This is a genomic window from Duganella fentianensis (assembly GCF_009857835.1).
GTDB lineage: Bacteria > Pseudomonadota > Gammaproteobacteria > Burkholderiales > Burkholderiaceae_D > Rugamonas > Rugamonas fentianensis.
Genome location: NZ_WWCL01000001.1, coordinates 637,076 through 658,247, shown reverse-complemented (window position 1 = coordinate 658,247; position 21,172 = coordinate 637,076). Strand labels below are relative to the sequence as shown.

The window sequence follows — 21,172 nt, the reverse complement described above, 5'->3', positions numbered from 1 at the left end:
CGATGGCCCGCCGAATCGCACTGCTGGGAGGCAGCTACGATCCGGTGCATAACGGTCATGTAGCGCTGGGACAGTATTTCGCGCACTTGCTGCAGGCTGACCAGTTACGCATCATCCCGACCGGCGCGCCATGGCAGAAATCTGGCCTCAAGGCCAGCCCGCTGCAACGGGCAGAAATGACGGCGCTGGCCTTTGCCGGCGCGGCCGCCCACGTGGTGATCGACCCGCAGGAAATCGAACGGGCCGCGCAGGGGCAGCCTACCTACACAATTGATACGCTGCGGCAGGTGCGCAGCGAACAGGGGCCGGACGCTTCCATCAGCTTCATCATGGGCGCCGACCAGTTGCAAAAACTCGATAGCTGGCGCGAATGGCGCATGCTGTTCGACTACGCCCACATCTGCGTAGCGAGCCGCCCCGGCTATGACATTGCCACCGCTGGCCTGCCGCCAGCCGTGGCCGAGGTGTTTTCCAGCCGGCTGGGAACACCGGAACAAATCCGTAACACGCCGCACGGTCTGACTTATCTGGCACAGGACCTCGCGGTGGATATCTCTGCCACCGAACTACGTGCGGCATTACAACGGGGGGAAGCGGCAAACTCGCTTATCCCGCCGCTAGTGCTAGACTATATTGAACAACACCATCTATACAAAAGCTAATGGACATCAAAAAACTGCAAACCCTCGTCGTTGACGCTCTGGAAGACGTCAAAGGCCAAGATATCGTCCTGTTCGATACTACCCACCTCACCAGCCTGTTCGACCGCATCGCCATCGCATCCGGTACCTCGAACCGCCAGACCAAGGCGCTGGCCGCCTCGGTGCGCGACAAGGTCAAGGAAGCCGGCGGCGACGTCTACGGCATGGAAGGTGAAGATACGGGTGAATGGGTACTGGTCGATCTGGGCGATATGATCGTCCACATCATGCAGGCTCCCATCCGCGCCTACTACCGTCTGGAAGAAATCTGGGGCGACAAGCCGGTCAAACTGGGCGCCGCCAAGCGCAAGTCGACCAAGGAAGGCGAAGCTGCTGCAGCACCGAAGAAGGTCAGCACCCACCTCGCCGCCGGCAAAAAAGCGGTAGATGCCAGCCCGGTCATCGAGAAAAAAGCCCCGGCGCGCAAAGCCGCTGCTGCCAAACCGGCCGCCGAGAAGAAGACCGCAGTCAAGAAAGAAGCTGCCGTGCCGACTGGTAAAACCGTCAAGGTTGGCAAAACCAAAACCGCGATCGCTGCTGCCGCTGCACTGAAAGCCCAGCCGCCTAAGCGCAAGCCAGCCAAGCCTAAGGCGGAAGAAGCTCCGGTGAAAACCGTCATCAAGCGTATCAAGAAAGCTGCCGAGTAAGTCTAGATGCAGCTCATCATCGCTGCGGTCGGCCATAAAATGCCGGCCTGGATAGAGACTGGCTACGCCGAATACGTCAAGCGCATGCCGCCGGAACTCAAGATCGTGCTGAAGGAAATCAAGCCGGTCGAACGTTCCGGTAGCAAGACTGCCGCCACCGCGATGGCGCTCGAACGCGAGCGCATCGAAGCAGCCCTGCCCAAGTCGGTGCGCATCATCGCGCTCGACGAACGCGGCAAGGACCTGACGTCGGTCGGCCTGTCGCAGCAGCTGGAAGCGTGGCAGCAGGATGGCCGTGATACGGCCTTCCTGATCGGCGGCGCCGACGGTCTCGATCCTGCATTAAAAGCCCGCGCCGAAGGCCTGATCCGCATCTCCAGCATGACCCTGCCGCACGGCATGGTGCGGGTGATGCTGGCCGAGCAGCTCTACCGCGCGTGGACGATCACCCAAAACCATCCCTACCACCGAGTCTGAGGTCCGCCATGCAGTCAGCCGAAAACATGATCTATCTTGCCTCCAAAAGCCCGCGTCGTCGTGAACTGTTGCGCCAGATCGGCGTGGAGTTCGAGCTGCTGCAACTGCGTAGCGATGGCCGCCGCGGCATGGACGTGACGGAAGAAGTGCTGCGCGGCGAAACCCCGGAAGTGTATGTGGCACGCGTGGCGCATGAAAAAGCCCATTTTGCCCACCGCATGGTCAAGCTGCGCAATATGCCGGAGCGGCTGGTGATGGGGGTGGATACCACGGTCACCATCGATGGCCGCATCCTCGGCAAGCCGGGCAGCGTGACGGAAGCGCGCGGCATGCTGGAACTGCTGTCGGGCCGCAGCCATCAGGTGCTGACTTCGGTGGCGCTCTGCTCGGAGGCTTTCCAGGGCCAGTTCACGCAAGTGTCCGAAGTACGCTTCTGCAAACTGTCGGCAGAGGCCATCCAGGCCTATTGCAACAGCAAGGAACCGTTCGACAAGGCCGGCGGCTACGGCATCCAGGGCATGGCTGGCCAGTTCATCGAACATATCTCGGGCAGCCATTCCGGCATCATGGGCCTGCCTCTGTACGAAACGGCCCAGCTACTCAAGCAGGCCGGTTTGCCGCTGCTGTAAGCGGCGTGTATGATCGACGTTCATAACCATACGCAGTAGCCGGAGACCTATGAACGAAGACATACTGATCAACATCACCCCGCAGGAAACCCGCGTCGCCCTGATTCTGCAGGGCGCCGTGCAGGAACTGCACATCGAACGCACGCTCACGCGCGGCCTGGCCGGTAACGTCTATTCCGGCAAGGTGGTGCGGGTACTGCCGGGCATGCAGTCTGCCTTCATCGACATTGGTCTGGAACGGGCCGCCTTCCTGCACGTGGCCGACATCTGGGAAGCCCGTCCGCACGACGGCAGCCAGAATAGCCCGCCCACGCCTATCGAAAAAATCCTGTTCGACGGTCAGGTGCTGACGGTGCAGGTGATCAAGGACCCGATAGGCACCAAGGGCGCCCGCCTGTCCACCCAGATCTCGATTGCCGGCCGTATGCTGGTGTATCTGCCGCAGGATAGCCATATCGGCATCTCGCAGAAGATCGAAAAGGAAGCCGACCGCGAAGCGCTGCGCGCACGCCTGCAAAGCCTGCTGCCGGAAGATGAAAAAGGCGGCTACATCGTGCGTACGCAAGCCGAAGAGGCCAGCGATTCCGACATCGCGGCCGACATCGAATACCTGCGTAAAACGTGGGCGGCGATCAGCCATGGTGCGCGTACCAAACCGGCCACCACCCTGCTGCATCAGGATCTGAGTCTGGCCCAGCGCGTGCTGCGCGATTTCGTGCACGACGAAACGGCCACCATACAGGTGGACTCGCGCGAGAACCATCTGAACCTGCAGGAATTCGGCAAGACCTATACGCCTAGCGTACTGCCAAGGCTGCAGCACTACACGGGCGAGCGCCCGCTGTTCGATCTGTATGGCGTGGAAGAAGAAATCCTGCGCGCACTGGGGCGCCGCGTCGATCTGAAATCGGGCGGCTACCTGATCGTCGACCAGACCGAAGCGATGACCACCATCGACGTCAACACGGGCGGCTTCGTGGGCGGACGCAATTTTGCCGACACCATTTTCAAGACCAATCTGGAAGCGGCGCATGCGATTGCGCGCCAGCTGCGGCTGCGCAATCTGGGCGGCATCATCATCCTCGATTTCATCGACATGGAAAACACCGAGCACCGCAACGCCGTGCTGCTCGAACTGAAAAAAACCCTGTCGCGCGACCGCACCAAGGTCTCCGTGTCCGGCTTCTCGGCGCTGGGGCTGGTGGAGATGACGCGCAAGCGTACGCGCGAATCGCTGGCCCACATCCTGTGCGAGCCCTGCCCGGCCTGCAACGGCAAGGGTCAGGTCAAAACTTCGCGCACCATCTGCTACGAAATCCTGCGCGAGCTGCTGCGCGAAGCCAAGCAGTTCAACCCGCGCGAGTTCCGCATCCTCGCTTCGCAGGAAGTGGTCGACCTGTTCCTCGAAGAAGAGTCGCAGCACCTGGCCATGCTCGGTGATTTCATCGGCAAGAAGATTTCGCTACAGGTGGAAACGGCCTACCATCAGGAGCAGTACGACGTCATCCTGATGTAGCGCTAGCGCGCCGCGCCAGAGCCAGAGACGGCGGGCTGCTCCAGCAACTTGCTGATAGTACCGGCGCCGTTCAGGCGTGCCGCCAGCTGCTGCGCACTGTGCAGCTCCTGCAGCGTCAGCCTGGGCGCCAGGGCATCGCGCGCACTCTGGCGCGCTTCATCACGTTCCGCCACCACGCTGAACAGGGCATAGGCCCGCACCCGGTCCTGCCGCACGCCCAGCGCCCCCGCATACATCCAGCCCAGATTGTAGATGGCCCCCAGCTCGCCCTGATCGGCCGCGCGCCGGTACCAGTACAGCGCCTCCTGATAGCTCTGCGCCACGCCCTGTCCGTTACGGTAGAACACGCCCAGATTGAACTGGGCCTGCGCATCACCACGTTCGGCCGCCATGCGCGTCCAGCGCACCGCTTCACGGAAATCCCGCACCGCGCCCTGCCCCGAGGCATACATGCTACCCAGCTCGAACTGGGCCTGCAGCAGCCCCTGTTCGGCAGCGGAGCGGATCAGCGCCAGCGCTTCCGTATGGTTGCGCGCTACGCCGCGGCCCTGAAAGTACAGACTGCCCAGACTGTAGCGTGCCGGCAGATTGCCGCCTGCCGAGGCCAGCCCGTACCAGCGTGCCGCTTCGGCATAATCCTGCCCGACTCCGCGCCCCTCCTGATACAGACGGCCCAGATACAGCTGGGCGGCAGACTCGCCCTGCTGCGCCAGTTCCAGCAGCTGGCGCTGGGCACTGGCATAGTCGGCCCGCACGTAGGCCGCCATGGCGCCGGACAGGTCTGCCCGGGCCGGCAAGGCCAGCACCAGTCCTGGCACCAGCGCCAGCGCCGCAAGCAAAGTCCTATTCTGCATCGTGCACTCGCGCTTGCGGCAGGATGGCCGGCGCCGCCTTGGGTGCTGCCGTGGCACCGGCCGCCACTGCCAGCTCCATGTGGCGCGCTGCCGGTGCGGCATGGCCCAGCGCCAGATAGGCGCCGACCAGTGCACGGTGGATACGCCCCTCCGGATCGGCATGCCGTTGTAAAAAGGCTTCGCCCATCTCGACGGCGGCACGGAACTGGTCGCGCTCGAGCGCCAGTTCGATATGGCTGGCCATCTGCTGCGCATTCGCAGGGAGGGCCAACGCCTGCCGCTGACCGCAGGCACTCAGCACCATGGCGGCAGCCAGCACTACCGCAGCCAGACCGGCCTTGTTCGGAATTTGACGGGACAACGCAGCCTCCGCAATCGGAAAATTCGTGTTTTTTGACAAAAACAATATAGCTAGAGTGTATTTTAAAAACTTCCGGAAGGCAATTATTGTTTATTTTGAGAATATTGGTGAAAATGATTGAATACAAGCTTGCCGCTTCCCTGTCCAGTCCGTCACATTTCGAAACATCGCGGCAGGCAAAAGTCGCTACACTGAAATAACCTCACGCGCCGGAGTCGCCATGAACAGTCCCGCCCTGAATCCAGTTGCGCCTGCGCACGACGGGCGCCTGCATGCGCGCGCTACGCTGTATGGCAACGGCGCCAGCGCCGCACTGGCGCTGCCAGCCGGCATACACAAGCTGGCATTTCCCCACCAGCGTCAGGCCGTGCTCTACATTCCGGAAGGAAGAGGACCCACCACGCCACTACTGGTCCTGCTGCACGGAGCGCGCGGCCAGCATGGCGGCGCCGATGCTGCCGCCCTGCGTTACGCCGTGCGCGAGCAGGTGCTGCTGCTGATACCGGAAGCGCGCGGAACCAGCTGGGATATGTTCCGCGGCGGCTATGGCCCCGATCTGGACTTTCTCGATCAGGCGATGACGTGGGTAATGCGACGCCACGAGGTGGACGCGAGCGCGATTACGCTGGCCGGTTTTTCCGACGGCGCCTCGTATGCCCTCTCGGTAGGACTGATGAATGGCGAGCTATTCAGCGATATTCTGGCCTTCTCGCCGGGCTGCATGCTCCCCAATGGGCGCAGCGCCAGCCCGCGCATCTTCATCGGCCATGGCTCGGGCGATGCCGTGCTGCCCGTCGAGCGGGGCCAGTCGCTGGCGACCCAGCTGGCCAACGAAGGCTATCAGGTGCATTACGCGGAATTCGATGGCGGCCATCTGGTGCCGCCGGCCGTGGCCGAGGCAGCGTTTGCGCTGCTGGGCGTGGCGGATGCTAGCGGGCCGCCAGCATAGGCTGCAGGCGCTGCCACACCAGCTCCGGCGTCAGCTTGACCATGCAGTCCTGATGCCCGAGCGGGCATTCGCGCTGCTTGCAGGGCGCGCAGGCGAGACGCAGCGAAATCGACGCGGCCAGATCGGAAAACGGCGGCGCATGGTCGGGATCTGTCGGGCCATACAGCGCCACCACCGGACGGTTGAGCGCTGACGCGATGTGCAGCAGGCCCGAATCATTGGCCACCACGGCACTGCTCACGGCGATCAGCGCAATCGCTTCGGCCAGCGAAGTAGCGCCAGCCAGATTGAACACCTGCGCGCCCGCCAGCTGGCCGGCTACTTCCCTGCAGGCTTCCTGATCTTTCGGTGAACCGAGCAGGATCACCTGCGTGGCCGGCTGCTGCGCCAGCACGGCACGGGCCAGACCGGCAAAGTGGCTGGCCGGCCAGCGCTTGGCGCCGCCGAATTCCGCCCCCGGTGCCAGTGCCAGCACGGGCCGTGCAGCATCGATGCCCAGCCGCGTACAGACGGCCTGACGCTGCCCGGCGCTGACCTGCATGCGCGGCCTGGGCAGCGCGGCGCGCATGGCGGCGCTCTGCTGCGCCAGCACAGGTGCGCCCAGCGCGGCATAGAAAGCCACCATAGGCCGCGGCGGGGTTTCGTCATGGTGCATCAGGTTGATCAGGCCGTAGCGGCTCTCGCCCTTGTAGCCGACCCGCTGCGCTATGCCGGCCAGCCAGGGGATCAGCGCGTACTTGATGGTATTGGGCAGCACGTAGGCATCGGCATAGCCGCGCTGGCGCAGCAGGCGCGCATACTTCCAGCGCTCCTTCAGCTGCAGCGCGCCATGGCGGAACGGGGTTTCCAGCACTTCCGCCACTTCCTGCATCTGGCGCCAGACGGGCGACACGGCCGGTGGCGCCAGCACATCGATGGGGCGCTCCGGATGGGCCGCTTTCAGCAGCTGCAGCAGCGGCTGGGCCATGACGGCGTCGCCTATCCAGTTGGGCGAAATCACCAGGGTACGCAGTTGGCTCATGCCTTTTCTCCACTCGCGGGCGGCAGCTGCGTATTCAGACACAGGCCTATCAACAGAAACAGCATCAGGGCGTAGAACATACAGCTACGCACTGACCAGAAAATCACTTCGGTCAGACCGAAGGCAAAGTAACTCAGCACCAGCAGCAGCCCTGCCAGCGCCGGCGCATAGGCGCCATTGCGGCTGGCCTCGGGGCAGTTCAGCATGCGCAGGAAGAACAGCATGGGTACCACCAGCGTAGCAGCCCACACCAGCAGGCCGAGCACGCCGCCGAACACCAGCGCCTGCAGGATATCGTTGTGATAATGGGGGAAGTCCAGCACATAGGGGTGGACCCGCCCCTGCTCCACCAGCGCCTGCAGCTCGCTGCGTTCGCTGACGGGATTGAGGCCCAGCAGCGGATGCTGCTTGATCAGCTGCACGGCGCTGCGCCACAGTTCGAAACGTATGCCCACATTGGTATAGGTTTCGCCGCCGTTCAGATACTGCTCGACATCGCTGATGCCCTGATCGACCCGCACCCGCGCGCCCGTCTGCGGAATGAAGAAGGCGCTCACCATCAGCGCCAGCGCCAGCAGGGCCAGCCCCTTGCGCAGACGGCCGCGCAGCACGTGGCTGTAACGCAGCAGCACGATCAGGGCGAACACGATGGCGATCCAGCCGCCACGGGTACCGGAAGCGATGGAGCCGAACAGGCCGGCCAGTGCGCCCAGGCCGGGCCAGATTGCAGCGCGGCCGGGGAAATCCTGCATGCCGGCCAGACAGAGCAGGCCCATACACAGCACGATGTCGCCGAAAGTAATCGAGTTAATCAGCCCGCCCGGCCGGTCCACGCCCAGCCCCCAGCGCTGGTAGGCAATGAAAACGGCGCCGGCGATGGAGCCGGCGATCAGGCCCCACCACAGGGCGCGGCGCTGGGGCCGGAGCGCCAGCACGGTCAGCATCACGGTGGCCGCAGCCAGCATGCGGGTGGGTTTTTCCATATCGCGCAGCAGTACGCCGCTGCTGAAGCTCAGATTCAGCACGGCCAGCAGTAGCGCCAGCGCAAAGGCGATCAGTACGGGGCGTACGGCCGGCAGCACAGGCCGCAGCGCCGCCATGGCCGGACGGCGATAGAAAATCGCCGCCAGAAGAAACGCGAAACTGCACAGGCCCACGCCAAAACTGCTGATCAGCGCCAGAAAAGGCAGCATGAAAATCAGGCTGTGGATAAAGACAGTGCTGGCGCGATTCGGAGGTGAGCTATTATTCATGCATTTTTATGTTTATGCGGTGCGACGGGACTGCCCTTCGTGCGCGCAGTTTCCTATATGCCATCGCCCACTATTTCCGTCGTCGTCACCACCTATAACCGTCCTGATGCCCTGACTTGCGTCATCGAGGCCTGCTTCGCCCAGGACGATCAGGACTTCGAAATCATTATCGCTGATGACGGCTCCGGCCACAACACGCAGCAGGCCATCGCCGCGCTGCAGGCACGCGCGCCCATGCCGCTGCGCCACGTGTGGCAGGAAGACCTGGGTTTCCGGGCCGCCCGCGCACGCAATCTGGGCACGCTGGACGCCCGTGGCAACTACATCGTGTTCCTCGACGGCGATTGCGTACCGCAGCGCGATTTTATCAGCCAGCACCGCAAACTGGCGCAGCACGGCTATCTGGTCTCGGGCAGCCGCATTCTCCTCAGTCCGGCCGCCACCGAACGCACCCTGCAGCAGCACCTCGACCTGCAAAGCCTGACGCTGGGCCAGAAGCTGGGCTGGCGCCTGCGCGGCGATACCAACAAGGTGCTGCAACTACTGGCCACCTGGCCCGACCTGTGGCGCACCAGCAAGCGCTTTACCTGGCGCCGCATCAAGAGCTGCAATCTGGGCGTCTGGCGCAGCGATCTGGACATGGTCAACGGCTTCGACGAGAGCTTCCTCGGCTGGGGCCATGAAGATTCCGATCTGGTGGTGCGCCTGTTTAATGCGGGGGTGATGCGCAAGGACGGCGCCTTCAGCACGGAAGTGTTTCACCTGTGGCACCGCGAAAACCAGCGCGATCAGGAAACCAGCAACCGCAAGGTGGTGCTGCAGCGCGCCGAAGACCGCACCATCGTGGCCGTACGCGGCCTGCGCGAACACGCTGCGCTCTAAATCCGTCGGCGCCGCCACCCTGCGGCGCCAGCGCGAGCGTTGCAGCGCTCCGTTTCAGCTCTTCTTGTCGAGCATGCTGATCCGCACCAGATCCGCCACATTATCCACCCCCAGCTTGGCCATCAGGCGGGCTTTGTGCACCTCCACCGTGCGCACGCTGATACCCAGTTCGGGGCCGATATCGCGGTTATGCCGCCCCGTCACCACCAGCTTCATCACTTCGCGCTCGCGCGGCGTCAGCTCGCTCAGCAGATGCACGCTGCGGTCGCGCTGCTCCTGCGCCGTATGATGGCTGCGTGCCAGCGCCAGCGCTTCATCGATGGCGGCAATCAGCTTGGCATCGTCGAAGGGCTTTTCCAGAAAATCAATGGCATTGGCGCGGAACGCGGCGCGCGCCATGCTCACATCGCCATGGCCGCTCATGATGATCATGGGTAGCGGGCAGCCGCGCTTGAGCAGCTCCTGCTGCAGCGCCAGCCCGTCCATGCCGGACATGCGGATATCGATCAGCAGACAGCCGCGCCAGGCCGCCTGCCACGCCTGCAGAAAAGCTTCGCCACTGGCAAACATGGCCGTGCGGTAGCCGCGCACGCCCAGCAGCAGGCTCAGTGCATCGCGCACTGCGGGATCATCGTCGACGATAAAAATAGTTAGATCATGTTGCATTATTCACCTGCGTATTTAGCTGCTCTTCCGCCCGCGCCAGCGGCAGCGCCAGTCTGAAAATACCATGCTGCGCCACTTCTGCCCACAATGAACCACCGTGCGCTTCCATCATGGCGCGGCTCAGTACCAGCCCCAGCCCCAGCCCGCTCGCCTTGGACGAAACAAAGGGCTCGAACAGGCGCATGGCCTGCGCTGCCGAAATACCTTTACCACTGTCTTCCACCGATAGCTGCACGCAGCCATGGCGCGCCCGCCCGGCCCGGCGCTGGGCTGCCGTCTGGCTGAGCGACACCGTCACGTGGCGCTGCCCGGCCGGCTGTTCCTGCACCGCTTCCATGGCATTGGCCAGCAGATTGCGCAGCACCAGCTCCAGCTGCAGGCGGTCGGCCTGCACGGCCAGCGCCGCTGCCGGCAAGATGGTCAGCACCACCCCCTGCTCGCGCATGGGGCCGACGAACTGCTGGCTCACATCGGCCACGACCTGATTCATTTCCAGCAGTTCCAGCTTGATCGCGCCGGTACGGAAGAAGTCGCGCAGGCGCCGCACCACGTCCGCCGCCCGTCCCGACTCGGCGATCATGCGCTGGATCGCGCCCTTCATCACTTCGCCCGCCTCGCCCCGTTCCAGAAGCAATTCACATGCCTTGCCATAAGCACCCAGCGCCGTCAGGGGCTGGTTCAACTCATGCGCCAGCGCTGCCGCCATTTCGCCGGCTGCCGCCAGACGCAAGGTACGCTTCAGCTCATTCGAAGCCTTGCGCAGCTCATCCACCGCAATGCCGATGGAGAAACCCACCAGCGCCAGCACGGCATCGAGCATCTGCAGCTCGTGTACGGCGATATCGACCGCATTATTCCATTTCACCAGCGCGCCTATTGCCGCCTGCAGGGTAAATACCATCAGCGCCGTGCCGTACAACCCCTGCCGGAACGCCGCCCAGATCACCGGCAGGAACAGGAAATAGAAATGCTTGAATTCCGAGGTGGCGATGGAACCGAACACCAGAAACAGCACACCTATCGTCAGCCCCAGATAGCCCAGCGTCTCGGCGCGCCACACGGTGGCAAACAGGCGCTGCCGGCCCGACGAACTGGACAGCATCCAGAACAGCGGCATCGACACCAGTATGCCCACCACATCGCCTATGCCGAAGCGCAGCACGGCCTCGCCCCACTGCCCCAGCGGAATCAGCCCGCCGGCCGACAGCAGGGCGATATAGCCCAGATCATTCAGCAGCGCGCCCACCACTACGATCAGCACCCAGCGGAACATGCGGTCGCGGCTATCGAACACCCCGCCATCGCCAAACTGGCGCCGCAGCATCGCACCCAGCATGCCGTAGCCGCAGGTCAGCCACAACGAACTCAGCAGCGTAATACACCAGCCGGCCGGCAAACCGCGCACCAGCAGCTCGCCGCCTATCAGGGCCACGCACCACGGCAGTGCCGCCAGCCAGCCATGACGTAGCCAGAACACCAGCCCCAGCGCCGGATCGGGATTCCAGGGCGTGATGTTCAGGCCGTACAGCGGATCGACATAGGTAGCCCAGTCGAACAGCAGGTACAGCGCTATGAACGCCGGAAACTCCAGATAGCGGGAACGGACTTTATGCATAGGGAGGCTTTGTATCGTTTTGTAGCATTATGCATTTTCTAAAAGCAATAATCACTGCATTTTACGCCTACGTGTTTCCCTTACAAATCAAAGAGTTTACGTCCTGTAATGGCTATTTTTCCAGACCGCCATTATTAAGGGAAAAGCGTAGGCCTTTACACCAATTTACATTGCGTTACACAGCAGTTATGATATCGACTTGAATAAAGTGCAATGGAAGTTTCTCGATGACTAACACCATCTCTCTCCGCTCCGGCGTGGTCAGCTTTCGCGGCCTGAAGCGGCTGCGCGAGTCGCTGAAACTTTCGCTGCGTGGCCTGTGGCACCGTGAAGCCACGGTTGCCTGGCTGGGCCTGCTAAACTCTCACCCCCTGTTTCTCGATCTGGTCAGGTCGCGGCCCCGTCTGCTCTACAAAATCTATCGCCCCTACCTGAGCAGCACGGCCTGCTGCCGCAGCCGCGTGGATATGCTGCAGCAGCACTACGGCTTCATCTTCCGTCAGGGTCTGGGCCCGCTGACGGTGCGCGCTGCCCGCGCGCCGGTCATGCTGGGGCAGATCAGCGGCAAGACCGGCCTGCCCTACCGTATCCAGCTGCGCGCCATCGAACCGATGGAACGTGAAGGCGAACTGGTGCTGCAACTGCTGCAAGGCGAAACGCTGGTCTACACCTGTGCCTTCTCCTTCCTGCAAGGTACGCGCGGCATGCAGCTGGGCATAGGCTGCATGCAGGGACCCAAAGGCGAACAGGGGCTGCAGCTGATCAAGGATGCCACGCGCGAACTGCATGGCCTGCGTCCGAAAAACCTGATGGTCAAGCTGCTGAGCCAGATCGGCCATGACTACGGTTGCGTGGAAATGCGTATGGTCAGCAATGCCAACCGCGTGGTCCACAGCGCCACCCGTCAGGGCAAAGTGCACGCCGACTACGACGCCCTGTGGCAGGAACTGGAAGCAGCGCGCCGCAGCGATGGCGACTATCGCCTGCCTTGCGTGGCCATCGCGCCGCCGGATCTGGCGGCGATCGCTTCGAAAAAACGCTCGGAAGCGCGCAAGCGCCACGAAACCCTGCTCGAACTGGCCGCGCACATCCGCCACGGCTTGCACGCCCCCCGCTTCGAAGCTGTGCCGGGCACGCTGGGCCAGCGCCATCCCACCATGCCGGCCCCGCAACTGCAAGAGGACAAGCTGGCACTGGCTTAACGCGGCCAGCCACGCCCGCCAGTAGTCACGCTCGTACTTGCGCTCGTACTTGCTCTAGTACTCGATCGCGACTTCGCTGGCGCCCAGCACCTGCTGCAGGGCCAGCTGCAATTCGTCCGACGGCGCGACGCGCCAGCCTTCACCGAGCTGCAGCACGCAGCTCACCCCTTGCGGCATGACGCGTAGCGAAACGGGCAAGCCGTCGGCCTGACGGTGCGGCGCCAGCAACTCCGACATCTTGCGCACATCCACCGAAGCCGGCAGCGCCATGCCCAGCTGCTTGCCGTAGTTGACGCGCGCCGTGATGATGTCGAACACCCGCTCGGCCGAAATCCGCAAGCCGCCATTGAAGCGGTCTTCCGACACCTTGCCCACTACGGCGAGGAATTCGTCTTCGCGGAACATGTGCTTGTGCTCTTCGAACACTTCGCTGTACACGGTCACTTCCACCACCGAGGTCTTGTCGTCCAGCGTGACGATCAGGATTTTGCCGCGCTGGGTCATCTGCGGCCGCACGCCCGTAATCACGCCGCACAGCATGCGCGGCTCGCGTGACGGTTCCAGCTCGGACAGCTTGGTGCGGCAGAAGCGCCGCGCTTCCGGCGCAAACGAATCGAACATGTGACCGGACAGGTAGAAGCCCAGCGCGATCTTTTCTTCGGCCAGCTTCTGGCGGTCGGTGAACGGTGCCGTCTTCACGTATTCCGGTGGCGCCACCAGATCGCTGTCGTCACCGCCGAACAGGCTGACCTGATTGGCGGCGCGGGCTTCCTGCTCGGCGCATTCCATCGCAAAGCCCACCGATGCCAGCAGCACGGCGCGGTCCACCTGCAGGCAGTCGAAGGCGCCCGAGCGGATCAGCGATTCGATGGTGCGGCGGTTGATCTGCTTCTTGTCCACGCGCTTGCAGAAATCGAACAGGCTGGTGAACGGGCCACCCGATTTGCGCGCGGCGATAATCGCTTCGATGGCATTCTGGCCCGAGCCTTTGACCGCGCCCAGACCATAGCGGATGTGGGTGACTTTTTTGCCCGTGACGGAAGGCGCCGGACCTTCCGGCGTGAAGCGGTAATCCGAGTGGTTGATATCGGGTGGCAGGATGGTCAGGCCGCAGATGTCGATGGCGTCTTCCACCAGAATCTTGACCTTCTCGGTATCGTCCATGGCCAGCGACATATTGGCTGCCATGAAGGCGGCCGGATGGTGCGCCTTCAAGTAGGCCGTGTGATACGACAGCAGTGCATAGGCGGCGGCGTGCGACTTGTTGAAGCCGTAACCCGCGAACTTTTCCATCAGGTCGAAAATCTCGTCGGCTTTTTCTTCCGACAGGCCGTCCTTGGCGGCACCGGCGCGGAAGATGGCGCGGTGCTCGGCCATCTCCTCGGCTTTTTTCTTACCCATGGCCCGGCGCAGCATGTCCGCGCCGCCCAGCGAGTAGCCGCCGACGATCTGCGCCATCTGCATCACCTGCTCCTGATACACCATGATGCCGTAGGTTTCGGACAGAATCGATTCGGTGCGCGGATCGGGATAGTCGAACTTCTCGCCGTGCTTACGTTTGCAGAAATCGGGAATCAGGTCCATCGGGCCCGGACGGTACAGCGCCACCAGCGCGATAATGTCCTCGAAGCGGTCGGGCCGCGCATCTTTCAGCATGCCCTGCATACCGCGCGATTCAAGCTGGAACACGGCCACGGTTTTGGCCTTGGTCAGCAGCTCGTAGGAAGGCCGGTCGTTCAGCGGCAGCTTGGCCAGATCGAATTCCGACTCGGCCGGATCGAGGTCCTTGATGTAACGAACCGCGCGATCGAGAATCGTCAGCGTGGTCAGGCCCAGGAAGTCGAATTTCACCAGACCGACGGCTTCCACGTCGTCCTTGTCGTACTGCGACACCACGCCGGTATCGCCGGACTGGGTGTAGAGCGGGCAGAAGTCGGTCAGCTTGCCCGGCGCAATCAGCACACCACCGGCGTGCATACCGATGTTACGTGTGATGCCTTCCACCTGCTGCGCCAGATCCAGCAGCTGCGCCACTTCCTCTTCGTTCTGCTGGCGTTCCTTGAGCATCGGTTCTTCCTCGATCGCATCGGCGATCGAGACGGGCTTGCCCGGCTTGAACGGAATCAGCTTGGACACGCCATCGCAGAAGTTATAGCCGAAGTCCATCACCCGGCCCACGTCACGGATCGCGCCCTTGGCTGCCATGGTACCGAAGGTGGCGATCTGCGACACCGCATCGCGGCCATACAGATCTTTCACGTGCTGGATCACCAGTTCGCGCTTTTCCTGACAGAAGTCGATATCGAAGTCGGGCATGGATACCCGTTCCGGATTGAGGAAACGTTCGAACAGCAGGTTGTATTTGAGCGGGTCCAGATCGGTAATCTTGAGCGCATACGCCACCAGCGACCCCGCACCGGAACCCCGTCCCGGCCCGATCGGCACGCCGTTATTCTTACCCCACTGGATAAACTCGGCCACGATCAGGAAGTAGCCGGGGAACTTCATCTTGATGATGGTGTTGTTCTCGAACTCCAGACGCGCTTCGTAGCGCGGGCGTTCCTGTTCGCGTTTGGCGGGATCGGGGAACAGATGCAGCAGACGCTCTTCCAGCCCCTTCCTGGTTTCGGCCACCAGAAACTCGTCGATGGTCATGCCCGGCGTAGGGAAGTTAGGCAGCTGCGGCTTGCCCAGCGTCAGAGTCAGGTTGCAGCGCTTGGCGATCTCCACCGAGTTCTGCAGGGCTGCCGGCAGATCGGCGAATAGTTCGCGCATTTCCGCCTGCGACAAAAAGCGCATCTGCTCGTTGAATTTGCGTACCCGCTTGCTGTTGGCCAGCAGCTCGCCTTCGGCGATACAGGTACGGGCTTCGTGCGCAATGAATTCGTCGCCGGACAGGAACTGCACGGGGTGGGTGGCCACCACGGGCAGGCCCAGCTTGGAGGCCAGCGCCACCGAATGGCGTACCTGCGATTCCTGATTGGGCTGGCCGGCGCGCTGGATCTCGATGTAGAAGTGGCCGGGGAAAATGGCCGCCCATTTCTGCGCCAGCTGTTCGGCCAGCGCCGGATTGCCGTTTTCGATGGCCATGCCGATGTCGCCGAAATGGGCGCCGGACAGGGCGATCAGGCCGTTGGCCTTGGCATCATTGGGCAGCAGCGGGTAGTCCTGCTGGGTCAGCTCCTGCAGCCATTCGGTGCGCAGTTCGGCGCGGCCGCGGTGCTGGTTGGTCAGCCAGGCTTTCGACAGCAGCTCGCACAGCTGCAGATAGCCCATGCGGTTTTTTGCGAACAGCATCAGGCGCGAGGGCTTGTCGCGATTCTCGTCATTGGTGATCCAGCAGTCCACGCCGACCACGGGCTTGATGCCCTTGCCGCGCGCCGCTTTGTAGAACTTCACCATGCCGAACATATTGGCCAGATCCGTGACGGCCAGCGCCGCCTGCTTGTCCTTGGCCGCTGTGCTCACCAGATCGTCGATGCGCACCAGTCCATCCACGATGGAGTACTCGGAGTGCACGCGCAGGTGGACGAAATCCGGGCCGGTGGGCAAGGCTGCCGGGGCGGATGCGGCGGGGATAGCTGCTGGGTCTACTGCCATGTTCATATGCTGCTCGTTGCGGGTTCAATATCCGGCTATTTTACCGTGTGGCGCCCCTACTCCGGAAATCAACTAGCGTACTTTGGAAAGGCATGCGTTGCGAAAAACGCAATGCCGTCTGGCGGTAAAAAAACCCGGACGGCCAAGCTTGCGTATAATGTCGGCTCCGAAAAATTTTTGATCTGGATCATCATGCACGCTAATACTGCTTTACAAGCTGAAGCGCATGCTGCCGCAACCGCCGCCGCTGCCGCTCACGTCAATATCGCCGCCTACAAATTCGTCACCTTCGACGATACGGAAGCCAAACGTCCTGAATATCAGGCGATCTGCCAGCGTTTAGGCCTGAAAGGCACGATTCTGCTGACCCCGGAAGGCATCAATATGTTCCTCTCCGGCCCGCGTGCCCACATCGACGAATTCCTCGCCTGGGTGCGTAGCGATGCCCGCTTTGCCGATCTGGAAGTCAAGGAAAGCTATTCGACCGAGCAATCACACAAGCGCATGCTGGTCAAGCTGAAAAAAGAAATCATCACCATGCGCATGCCGCTGATTAAGCCGGAAGATGGCCGCGCGCCCTTCGTCGAAGCGGCCACGCTCAAGCGCTGGCTCGATAACGGGGTGGACGACAAGGGCCAGCCGGTCGTGATGGTGGATACCCGCAACGATTTCGAAGTGGATGTGGGCACCTTCGACAACACGGTGGACTACCGCATCAAGAAGTTCACCGAATTCCCCGAAGTGATCGCCGCGCACAAGGACGATTTCACCGGCAAGACCGTGGTGACCTTCTGCACCGGCGGCATCCGCTGCGAGAAAGCCGCCATCCACATGCAGAACATCGGCTATCAGGATGTCTACCAGCTGGAAGGCGGCATCCTCAAGTATTTCGAGGAAGTGGGTGGCGACCACTACACGGGCGACTGCTTCGTGTTCGACTACCGCACTGCGCTCAATCCGAAACTGGAGCCCACCGAGACTACCCAGTGCTTCAACTGCCGTGCCGTGGTCACGCCGCGCCAGCAGATCGCACCGGAATTTGTCGAAGGCAAATCCTGCCCGCATTGCTACGGCAAATAAGCTCCTGTAGCGCGCGCCTCTAACTGGCGCGCATACTGCTTGGCCATGTAAGCATCGCCGCTGGCGCTCAGATGGTGCGTGTCGCGGTACATCAGCGTCTGCCCCAGCATGGCATGGCAGCGTTCGGCGTCGCACAGTGGTGCGGCGCTATCGAACAGTTGTACGGCTGGGAACTCCTTCAACACTGCACGGAGCGCCGCAGCATGCTCGGCGACGTTATGTTCGAACTGGCTGCGCGGGATGGCACAATCAGTACGTGTCTGCGAGCTGGCCACGCCGGCGCGGCGCAGGCAGGCACGCGGATCGAAGTCCAGCGCCGGCACATCGTTCACAAACACCACTTGCTTGCCCTGTGCCAGAAACTGGCGCAGCGTGTTACGCAATGCATCGTAAGCCACCCGTCCGGTAGCCGTGCTGGGCGCCAGCTTGTATGCCGTGGACAAGATCACCGTCCTGATGCCGGGCGTATGCAGCGCCAGTTCCATCATCCGTATCGTCTCTTTCTGCAGGATATCGTCGCCAGGCGGAACACCCACGAATGGCAGACGGGTCTGCAGATACCACAGGTTTTCGCCACGACTGCGGTAATAGCTGCGCAATCCATCGACCAGATGGCCGGCATGACTATCGCCAAGCAGCAGCACGGTCGGTGCCTGTTGCGGCTGGTCCAGTTGACAGTATTGCAGCGCGCCGACAAAACCATAGCGCGCCATGCAGACCTCAGCGTTGCGATAGTCCGGCGTGAAGATCAGGTCCTGCTGCTGGCGTGCACTATCGACTACGCTAGCGCGGGTCGGCAGGCCATCGTAGCGGTATAGCAGGCCAGCGCCTGGCGCCAGCAGCAACATCGCCGCGCACAGCGCGCCGACTTTGCGACGGCCATACCGAGGGCGCCGCATGGGCCGCTCCAGCATAAACCAGGTCAGCCAGGCCAAGCCCAGTGCCGCGAGCACGGCCACTACGCGGATACGCACCGATGGCAGGCCCGATTCAACGATGCGGGCAAATGCCAGCAAGGGCCAGTGCCACAGGTAGAGCGGATAACTGATCAAGCCCACGCCCACCATCAGCCGGTTCGACAGTAGCACGCGGTTGCACCAGGCCTGCGGACCAGCCGATATCACCAGCAATGCCCCCAGCGTAGGCAGCAAGGCCCACCAGCCCGGGAAATGGCGTTCGGCACGAAGAACGAGCATAGCGCCGGCCAGCAGTACGAGTCCGAGTATCGACTGCAGTGCGCTTGGACCGCTGCTGCCAAGCGCGCGCTGTGTACGCTCGCCGGCTACGCTGGTACTGCTTGGGTCCTTACGCTGCCGTAATTGATAGGCCAGCATAGTCCCCAGCAATAATTCCCACAACCGGCTAGCAGGAGAGTAGAACGTGGCGCTGGCATAGTGGCTGACCCCGCCCACATTGAGCGCAAACGAAACCAGCGCCATGCCTAGCACCAATAGCATCGGCCGGCGTCTGGCCAGCAACAGCAAGGCAGGAAACACGATGTAAAACTGCTCTTCGATCGCCAGTGACCACAGGTGTAGCAGAGGTTTGGTCTCGGCCGCCGTGTCGAAATAGCCCACTTCATTCCACAGTACATAATTCGAGACAAAGCCAGCGCCGCCCAGCACATGCTTGGCGAGCATCTTGTATTCATCGGGAAAAAGTGAGAACCAGCCAAAGGCGAGGCATGCTGACATCACAATCAGCAGCGCAGGGAAAATCCGGCGCACGCGACGTGCGTAGAACTCGGCGAAACTGAAGCCGCCACGCGCTATACCATCCAGCAGTATCCCGCCGATCAGGAAACCCGAGATAACAAAGAAGATGTCGACGCCGGCAAAACCGCCGGGTAACAAGGTAGGAAAGGCGTGATACAGCACAACTGCCAGCACGGCCAGCGCACGCAATCCATCGATATCGGAACGGTATGTCAGATTAAGTTCGGACGCCCCTTCTGGCACTAAAGGCTGTTTCTCCGGATCCATTAGCAATTTCGAAATAAATCGGGAATTATAGCCGATCGACGTGGTGGAATTATCTGGCACCTATACCTTCCTTGCCGGCCCGCGCATCCTTCGTCGATCACGCGCTAATGCAATGCTTCGCACCGGCGACTTAGTCCTAAGCAAAAAAAACGCATTCCCGAAGAAATGCGTTTTTGACTCACTGCTTGGTACGAGGTATCAATTGCTGCAACGCAGCTTAATAGGAGTTGCGAGCTGTCTGGTAGACCGCAAGCCTTGCTTGCAGGTCTGCGATTTCCGCGTCAACGAATTGCAAACTGGTTACTTGCGCCTTTGCTTCTTCGCACAGGTCGGCCACCTTGTAACTCACGCCATCGACCGTCACTTCCAACTCATCGTCCATCAGCCGCATCACGACACCGGACGGAAATACGGTGCAATCTCACGCACATCCGCTTCGGTTAGCGTACCCGCCGAAGCGCGCATACGCAGTGTGTTAAGCAGATAGTTATAGCGTGCCTGCGCCAGATCGCGCTTATTCACGTAAAGCTGTTGGGTAGCATTCAGCACATCAAGGTTAATCCGCACACCGCCTTTCACGCTCATCTGGGTCGCCTTGATCAGTAGTTCGGAAGACGCTACCGCCTTTTGCAGAGCGCCAATACGCGCTACGCTACTCATCATTGCATCATAGTCTTTGCGCAATTCCGTCAAGACCTTGTCAGTCTGTGCTTGCAGGTCTGCCTTGGCCTTTTCCTGATTCGCCACCGACTGCCGTGTCGCAGCGTTCACCTGACCACCGGCATACAGCGGAATATTCACCTGTATACCCACGCTACGTGATGTCGTTTCCTGATTGTAGGTCTGGATCGTATCGGAGGAACTCCGGCTATAAGCCGCCACAAAGTCTACTCTTGGCAAATGGCCCGCACGGGATTTAGTCACCTCCTGACGGGCAATCTCGACACCATGCATCATGGCTTTGATGTCCGGATTGCGCTCCAGTGCGATGTTCTTCCATGCCTCAAAGCTCAAGGACTCCGGTGGGCGGGTTTCGAATTCTGGAACCAACGCATCAAGCTGCCCCAGTTCCACGCCAACTATCGCTGCCAGTGTAGTACGCGACACTGTCAGCGCATCCTGTGTTTCCAGCACTGCCGCTTCGGCAGTATCAAGGCGGGCCTGACTCTCCAGCATATCGGTACGGGTACCTTCGCCTTTTTCAAACAGCCGATCATTTATCTTGCGCTGCTCGACATAAACATCGCGTTCGACTTTCGCCAGCGCCAGCAGGTCCGCCTTATACAGCACATCGAAATAGGCATTCACAACGCGCGAGATAACTTCCTGTTGCTGGCTTTCAAACACGCTAGCGGCATAGGCAGCCTGCGCGCTCCCCTGTTTGGCACGCGCCCAGGCATCCAAGCTGAATAATGGCTGACGCAGCTGCACCGTCGCCGAACGGCTCAGATAGTCTCGCGGAAAGATGATCTTCGCTTCAGTGATCGTGTTACGTACTTTACTGGCGCCAAAGCTGCCCGAAACCGTAGGCAATAAGTTGGCGCGACCCAAAGCGCGGTTCTCAGCGCCTGCCTGACCGGCATAATAGGCCGCCCGATATGCCGGATCATTTTTTAGTGCAGCCTGATAGGCTTCCAGCAAGCCCAACGCGTGCGCTGGGGCCGCAGGCAGCAGGCTCACCGCCATTATTGCTGCCAGCACCGATTTGATCCGGAAACGATAAGTTAGATCAGCCAC

At 61.7% G+C, this 21,172-nt stretch carries 19 protein-coding genes; 9 read left to right on the top strand and 10 right to left on the bottom strand.

The genetic code is table 11. From position 1 onward, the window contains the following. Nucleotides 1–2: 2 nt before the first annotated feature. Genes GTP23_RS02930 through rng form a run of 5 tightly spaced genes read left to right on the top strand, consistent with a single transcriptional unit; the run spans nt 3 to nt 3,970 of the window. Nucleotides 3–662: a nicotinate-nucleotide adenylyltransferase gene (locus GTP23_RS02930; RefSeq protein WP_161033782.1), complete on the top strand. Its 660-nt coding sequence runs from the start codon at nt 3–5 to the stop codon at nt 660–662. Further along, nucleotides 662–1,348, top strand: coding sequence for a ribosome silencing factor (gene rsfS / locus GTP23_RS02925; protein ID WP_155433053.1), 687 nt, complete (start codon nt 662–664; stop codon nt 1,346–1,348). The genes GTP23_RS02930 and rsfS overlap by 1 nt, the downstream gene beginning before the upstream one ends. 6 nt (nt 1,349–1,354) lie before the next feature. After that, nucleotides 1,355–1,825 carry a 23S rRNA (pseudouridine(1915)-N(3))-methyltransferase RlmH gene (gene rlmH, locus GTP23_RS02920; protein WP_072789839.1) on the top strand — a complete coding sequence of 157 codons (471 nt, stop codon included), beginning with the start codon at nt 1,355–1,357 and terminating at the stop codon, nt 1,823–1,825. Nucleotides 1,826–1,833: 8 nt separating this feature from the next. Beyond that, nucleotides 1,834–2,454 carry a Maf family protein gene (locus tag GTP23_RS02915; RefSeq protein ID WP_161033781.1) on the top strand — a complete coding sequence of 207 codons (621 nt, stop codon included), beginning with the start codon at nt 1,834–1,836 and terminating at the stop codon, nt 2,452–2,454. 49 nt (nt 2,455–2,503) lie between these two features. Then, on the top strand, nt 2,504–3,970 hold the full coding sequence (gene rng / locus GTP23_RS02910) for a ribonuclease G (protein ID WP_161033780.1): 1,467 nt from the start codon (nt 2,504–2,506) through the stop codon (nt 3,968–3,970). A 2-nt stretch (nt 3,971–3,972) separates the two neighbouring features. Here rng and GTP23_RS02905 read toward each other — a convergent pair whose 3' ends face one another. Continuing rightward, a complete protein-coding gene (locus GTP23_RS02905) occupies nt 3,973–4,824 on the bottom strand; it encodes a tetratricopeptide repeat protein (protein ID WP_161033779.1) in 852 nt (283 codons plus the stop codon). Then, complete coding sequence (locus GTP23_RS02900) at nt 4,814–5,185, bottom strand: hypothetical protein (RefSeq protein ID WP_161033778.1); 372 nt, start codon at nt 5,183–5,185, stop codon at nt 4,814–4,816. Before GTP23_RS02900 ends, GTP23_RS02905 begins: the two co-directional genes overlap by 11 nt. A gap of 220 nt (nt 5,186–5,405) precedes the next feature. Here GTP23_RS02900 and GTP23_RS02895 point away from each other — a divergent pair, with 220 nt between their 5' ends. Beyond that, nucleotides 5,406–6,134 carry an alpha/beta hydrolase gene (locus GTP23_RS02895; protein WP_161033777.1) on the top strand — a complete coding sequence of 243 codons (729 nt, stop codon included), beginning with the start codon at nt 5,406–5,408 and terminating at the stop codon, nt 6,132–6,134. Here GTP23_RS02895 and waaF read toward each other — a convergent pair. Both waaF and GTP23_RS02885 read right to left on the bottom strand, forming a co-directional pair. Continuing rightward, the gene (waaF, locus tag GTP23_RS02890; RefSeq protein ID WP_161033776.1) at nt 6,115–7,155 is read right to left on the bottom strand and encodes a lipopolysaccharide heptosyltransferase II; all 1,041 of its coding nucleotides are present in this window, start codon (nt 7,153–7,155) and stop codon (nt 6,115–6,117) included. The genes GTP23_RS02895 and waaF overlap by 20 nt on opposite strands. After that, nucleotides 7,152–8,408 (bottom strand): O-antigen ligase family protein, encoded by a 1,257-nt coding sequence (locus GTP23_RS02885; protein WP_161033775.1) that lies wholly within the window; start codon nt 8,406–8,408, stop codon nt 7,152–7,154. Before GTP23_RS02885 ends, waaF begins: the two co-directional genes overlap by 4 nt. Nucleotides 8,409–8,465: 57 nt before the next feature. Here GTP23_RS02885 and GTP23_RS02880 point away from each other — a divergent pair, with 57 nt between their 5' ends. Further along, a complete protein-coding gene (locus tag GTP23_RS02880; RefSeq protein WP_161033774.1) occupies nt 8,466–9,290 on the top strand; it encodes a glycosyltransferase family 2 protein in 825 nt (274 codons plus the stop codon). 54 nt (nt 9,291–9,344) lie between these two features. Here the strand turns inward: GTP23_RS02880 and GTP23_RS02875 are convergent, their stop codons facing one another. Both GTP23_RS02875 and GTP23_RS02870 read right to left on the bottom strand, forming a co-directional pair. Further along, the gene (locus GTP23_RS02875; RefSeq protein WP_161033773.1) at nt 9,345–9,956 is read right to left on the bottom strand and encodes a response regulator transcription factor; all 612 of its coding nucleotides are present in this window, start codon (nt 9,954–9,956) and stop codon (nt 9,345–9,347) included. Next, a complete protein-coding gene (locus tag GTP23_RS02870) occupies nt 9,946–11,571 on the bottom strand; it encodes an ATP-binding protein (RefSeq protein WP_161033772.1) in 1,626 nt (541 codons plus the stop codon). The genes GTP23_RS02875 and GTP23_RS02870 overlap by 11 nt, the downstream gene beginning before the upstream one ends. 227 nt (nt 11,572–11,798) lie before the next feature. Between GTP23_RS02870 and GTP23_RS02865 the strand changes: the two genes are divergently transcribed. Beyond that, entirely contained in the window at nt 11,799–12,773 is a 975-nt protein-coding gene (locus tag GTP23_RS02865; protein ID WP_161033771.1) for a VirK/YbjX family protein, read from the top strand. A 54-nt stretch (nt 12,774–12,827) separates the two neighbouring features. On the opposite strand, the gene dnaE is transcribed toward GTP23_RS02865, so the two are convergent. Next, nucleotides 12,828–16,373, bottom strand: a complete 3,546-nt coding sequence (gene dnaE, locus GTP23_RS02860; protein ID WP_161033770.1) for a DNA polymerase III subunit alpha — start codon at nt 16,371–16,373, stop codon at nt 12,828–12,830. A 192-nt stretch (nt 16,374–16,565) separates the two neighbouring features. On the opposite strand from dnaE, the gene GTP23_RS02855 reads away from it, so the two are divergent. Continuing rightward, entirely contained in the window at nt 16,566–17,453 is an 888-nt protein-coding gene (locus tag GTP23_RS02855) for a sulfurtransferase (protein ID WP_161033769.1), read from the top strand. Here the strand turns inward: GTP23_RS02855 and GTP23_RS02850 are convergent. The 3 genes from GTP23_RS02850 to GTP23_RS02845 form a co-directional block, all read right to left on the bottom strand. Beyond that, nucleotides 17,441–19,435 (bottom strand): acyltransferase family protein, encoded by a 1,995-nt coding sequence (locus GTP23_RS02850; protein WP_161033768.1) that lies wholly within the window; start codon nt 19,433–19,435, stop codon nt 17,441–17,443. The two genes, GTP23_RS02855 and GTP23_RS02850, sit on opposite strands and share 13 nt — an antisense overlap. A gap of 217 nt (nt 19,436–19,652) precedes the next feature. Then, the gene (locus GTP23_RS22545; RefSeq protein WP_202412091.1) at nt 19,653–19,826 is read right to left on the bottom strand and encodes a DUF6447 family protein; all 174 of its coding nucleotides are present in this window, start codon (nt 19,824–19,826) and stop codon (nt 19,653–19,655) included. Then, on the bottom strand, nt 19,826–21,172 hold the full coding sequence (locus tag GTP23_RS02845; RefSeq protein ID WP_371866794.1) for a TolC family outer membrane protein: 1,347 nt from the start codon (nt 21,170–21,172) through the stop codon (nt 19,826–19,828). The genes GTP23_RS22545 and GTP23_RS02845 overlap by 1 nt, the downstream gene beginning before the upstream one ends.

What these genes read in the sequence shown, in the direction of transcription:
- GTP23_RS02930 (WP_161033782.1), top strand. Translation starts at nt 3, where the DNA reads ATGGCCCGCCGAATCGCACTGCTGGGAGGCAGCTACGATCCGGTGCAT.
- rsfS (WP_155433053.1), top strand. Translation starts at nt 662, where the DNA reads ATGGACATCAAAAAACTGCAAACCCTCGTCGTTGACGCTCTGGAAGAC.
- rlmH (WP_072789839.1), top strand. Translation starts at nt 1,355, where the DNA reads ATGCAGCTCATCATCGCTGCGGTCGGCCATAAAATGCCGGCCTGGATA.
- GTP23_RS02915 (WP_161033781.1), top strand. Translation starts at nt 1,834, where the DNA reads ATGCAGTCAGCCGAAAACATGATCTATCTTGCCTCCAAAAGCCCGCGT.
- rng (WP_161033780.1), top strand. Translation starts at nt 2,504, where the DNA reads ATGAACGAAGACATACTGATCAACATCACCCCGCAGGAAACCCGCGTC.
- GTP23_RS02905 (WP_161033779.1), bottom strand. Translation starts at nt 4,824, where the DNA reads ATGCAGAATAGGACTTTGCTTGCGGCGCTGGCGCTGGTGCCAGGACTG.
- GTP23_RS02895 (WP_161033777.1), top strand. Translation starts at nt 5,406, where the DNA reads ATGAACAGTCCCGCCCTGAATCCAGTTGCGCCTGCGCACGACGGGCGC.
- waaF (WP_161033776.1), bottom strand. Translation starts at nt 7,155, where the DNA reads ATGAGCCAACTGCGTACCCTGGTGATTTCGCCCAACTGGATAGGCGAC.
- GTP23_RS02885 (WP_161033775.1), bottom strand. Translation starts at nt 8,408, where the DNA reads ATGAATAATAGCTCACCTCCGAATCGCGCCAGCACTGTCTTTATCCAC.
- GTP23_RS02880 (WP_161033774.1), top strand. Translation starts at nt 8,466, where the DNA reads ATGCCATCGCCCACTATTTCCGTCGTCGTCACCACCTATAACCGTCCT.
- GTP23_RS02875 (WP_161033773.1), bottom strand. Translation starts at nt 9,956, where the DNA reads ATGCAACATGATCTAACTATTTTTATCGTCGACGATGATCCCGCAGTG.
- GTP23_RS02870 (WP_161033772.1), bottom strand. Translation starts at nt 11,571, where the DNA reads ATGCATAAAGTCCGTTCCCGCTATCTGGAGTTTCCGGCGTTCATAGCG.
- GTP23_RS02865 (WP_161033771.1), top strand. Translation starts at nt 11,799, where the DNA reads ATGACTAACACCATCTCTCTCCGCTCCGGCGTGGTCAGCTTTCGCGGC.
- dnaE (WP_161033770.1), bottom strand. Translation starts at nt 16,373, where the DNA reads ATGGCAGTAGACCCAGCAGCTATCCCCGCCGCATCCGCCCCGGCAGCC.
- GTP23_RS02855 (WP_161033769.1), top strand. Translation starts at nt 16,566, where the DNA reads ATGCACGCTAATACTGCTTTACAAGCTGAAGCGCATGCTGCCGCAACC.
- GTP23_RS02850 (WP_161033768.1), bottom strand. Translation starts at nt 19,435, where the DNA reads ATGGATCCGGAGAAACAGCCTTTAGTGCCAGAAGGGGCGTCCGAACTT.
- GTP23_RS22545 (WP_202412091.1), bottom strand. Translation starts at nt 19,826, where the DNA reads ATGCGGCTGATGGACGATGAGTTGGAAGTGACGGTCGATGGCGTGAGT.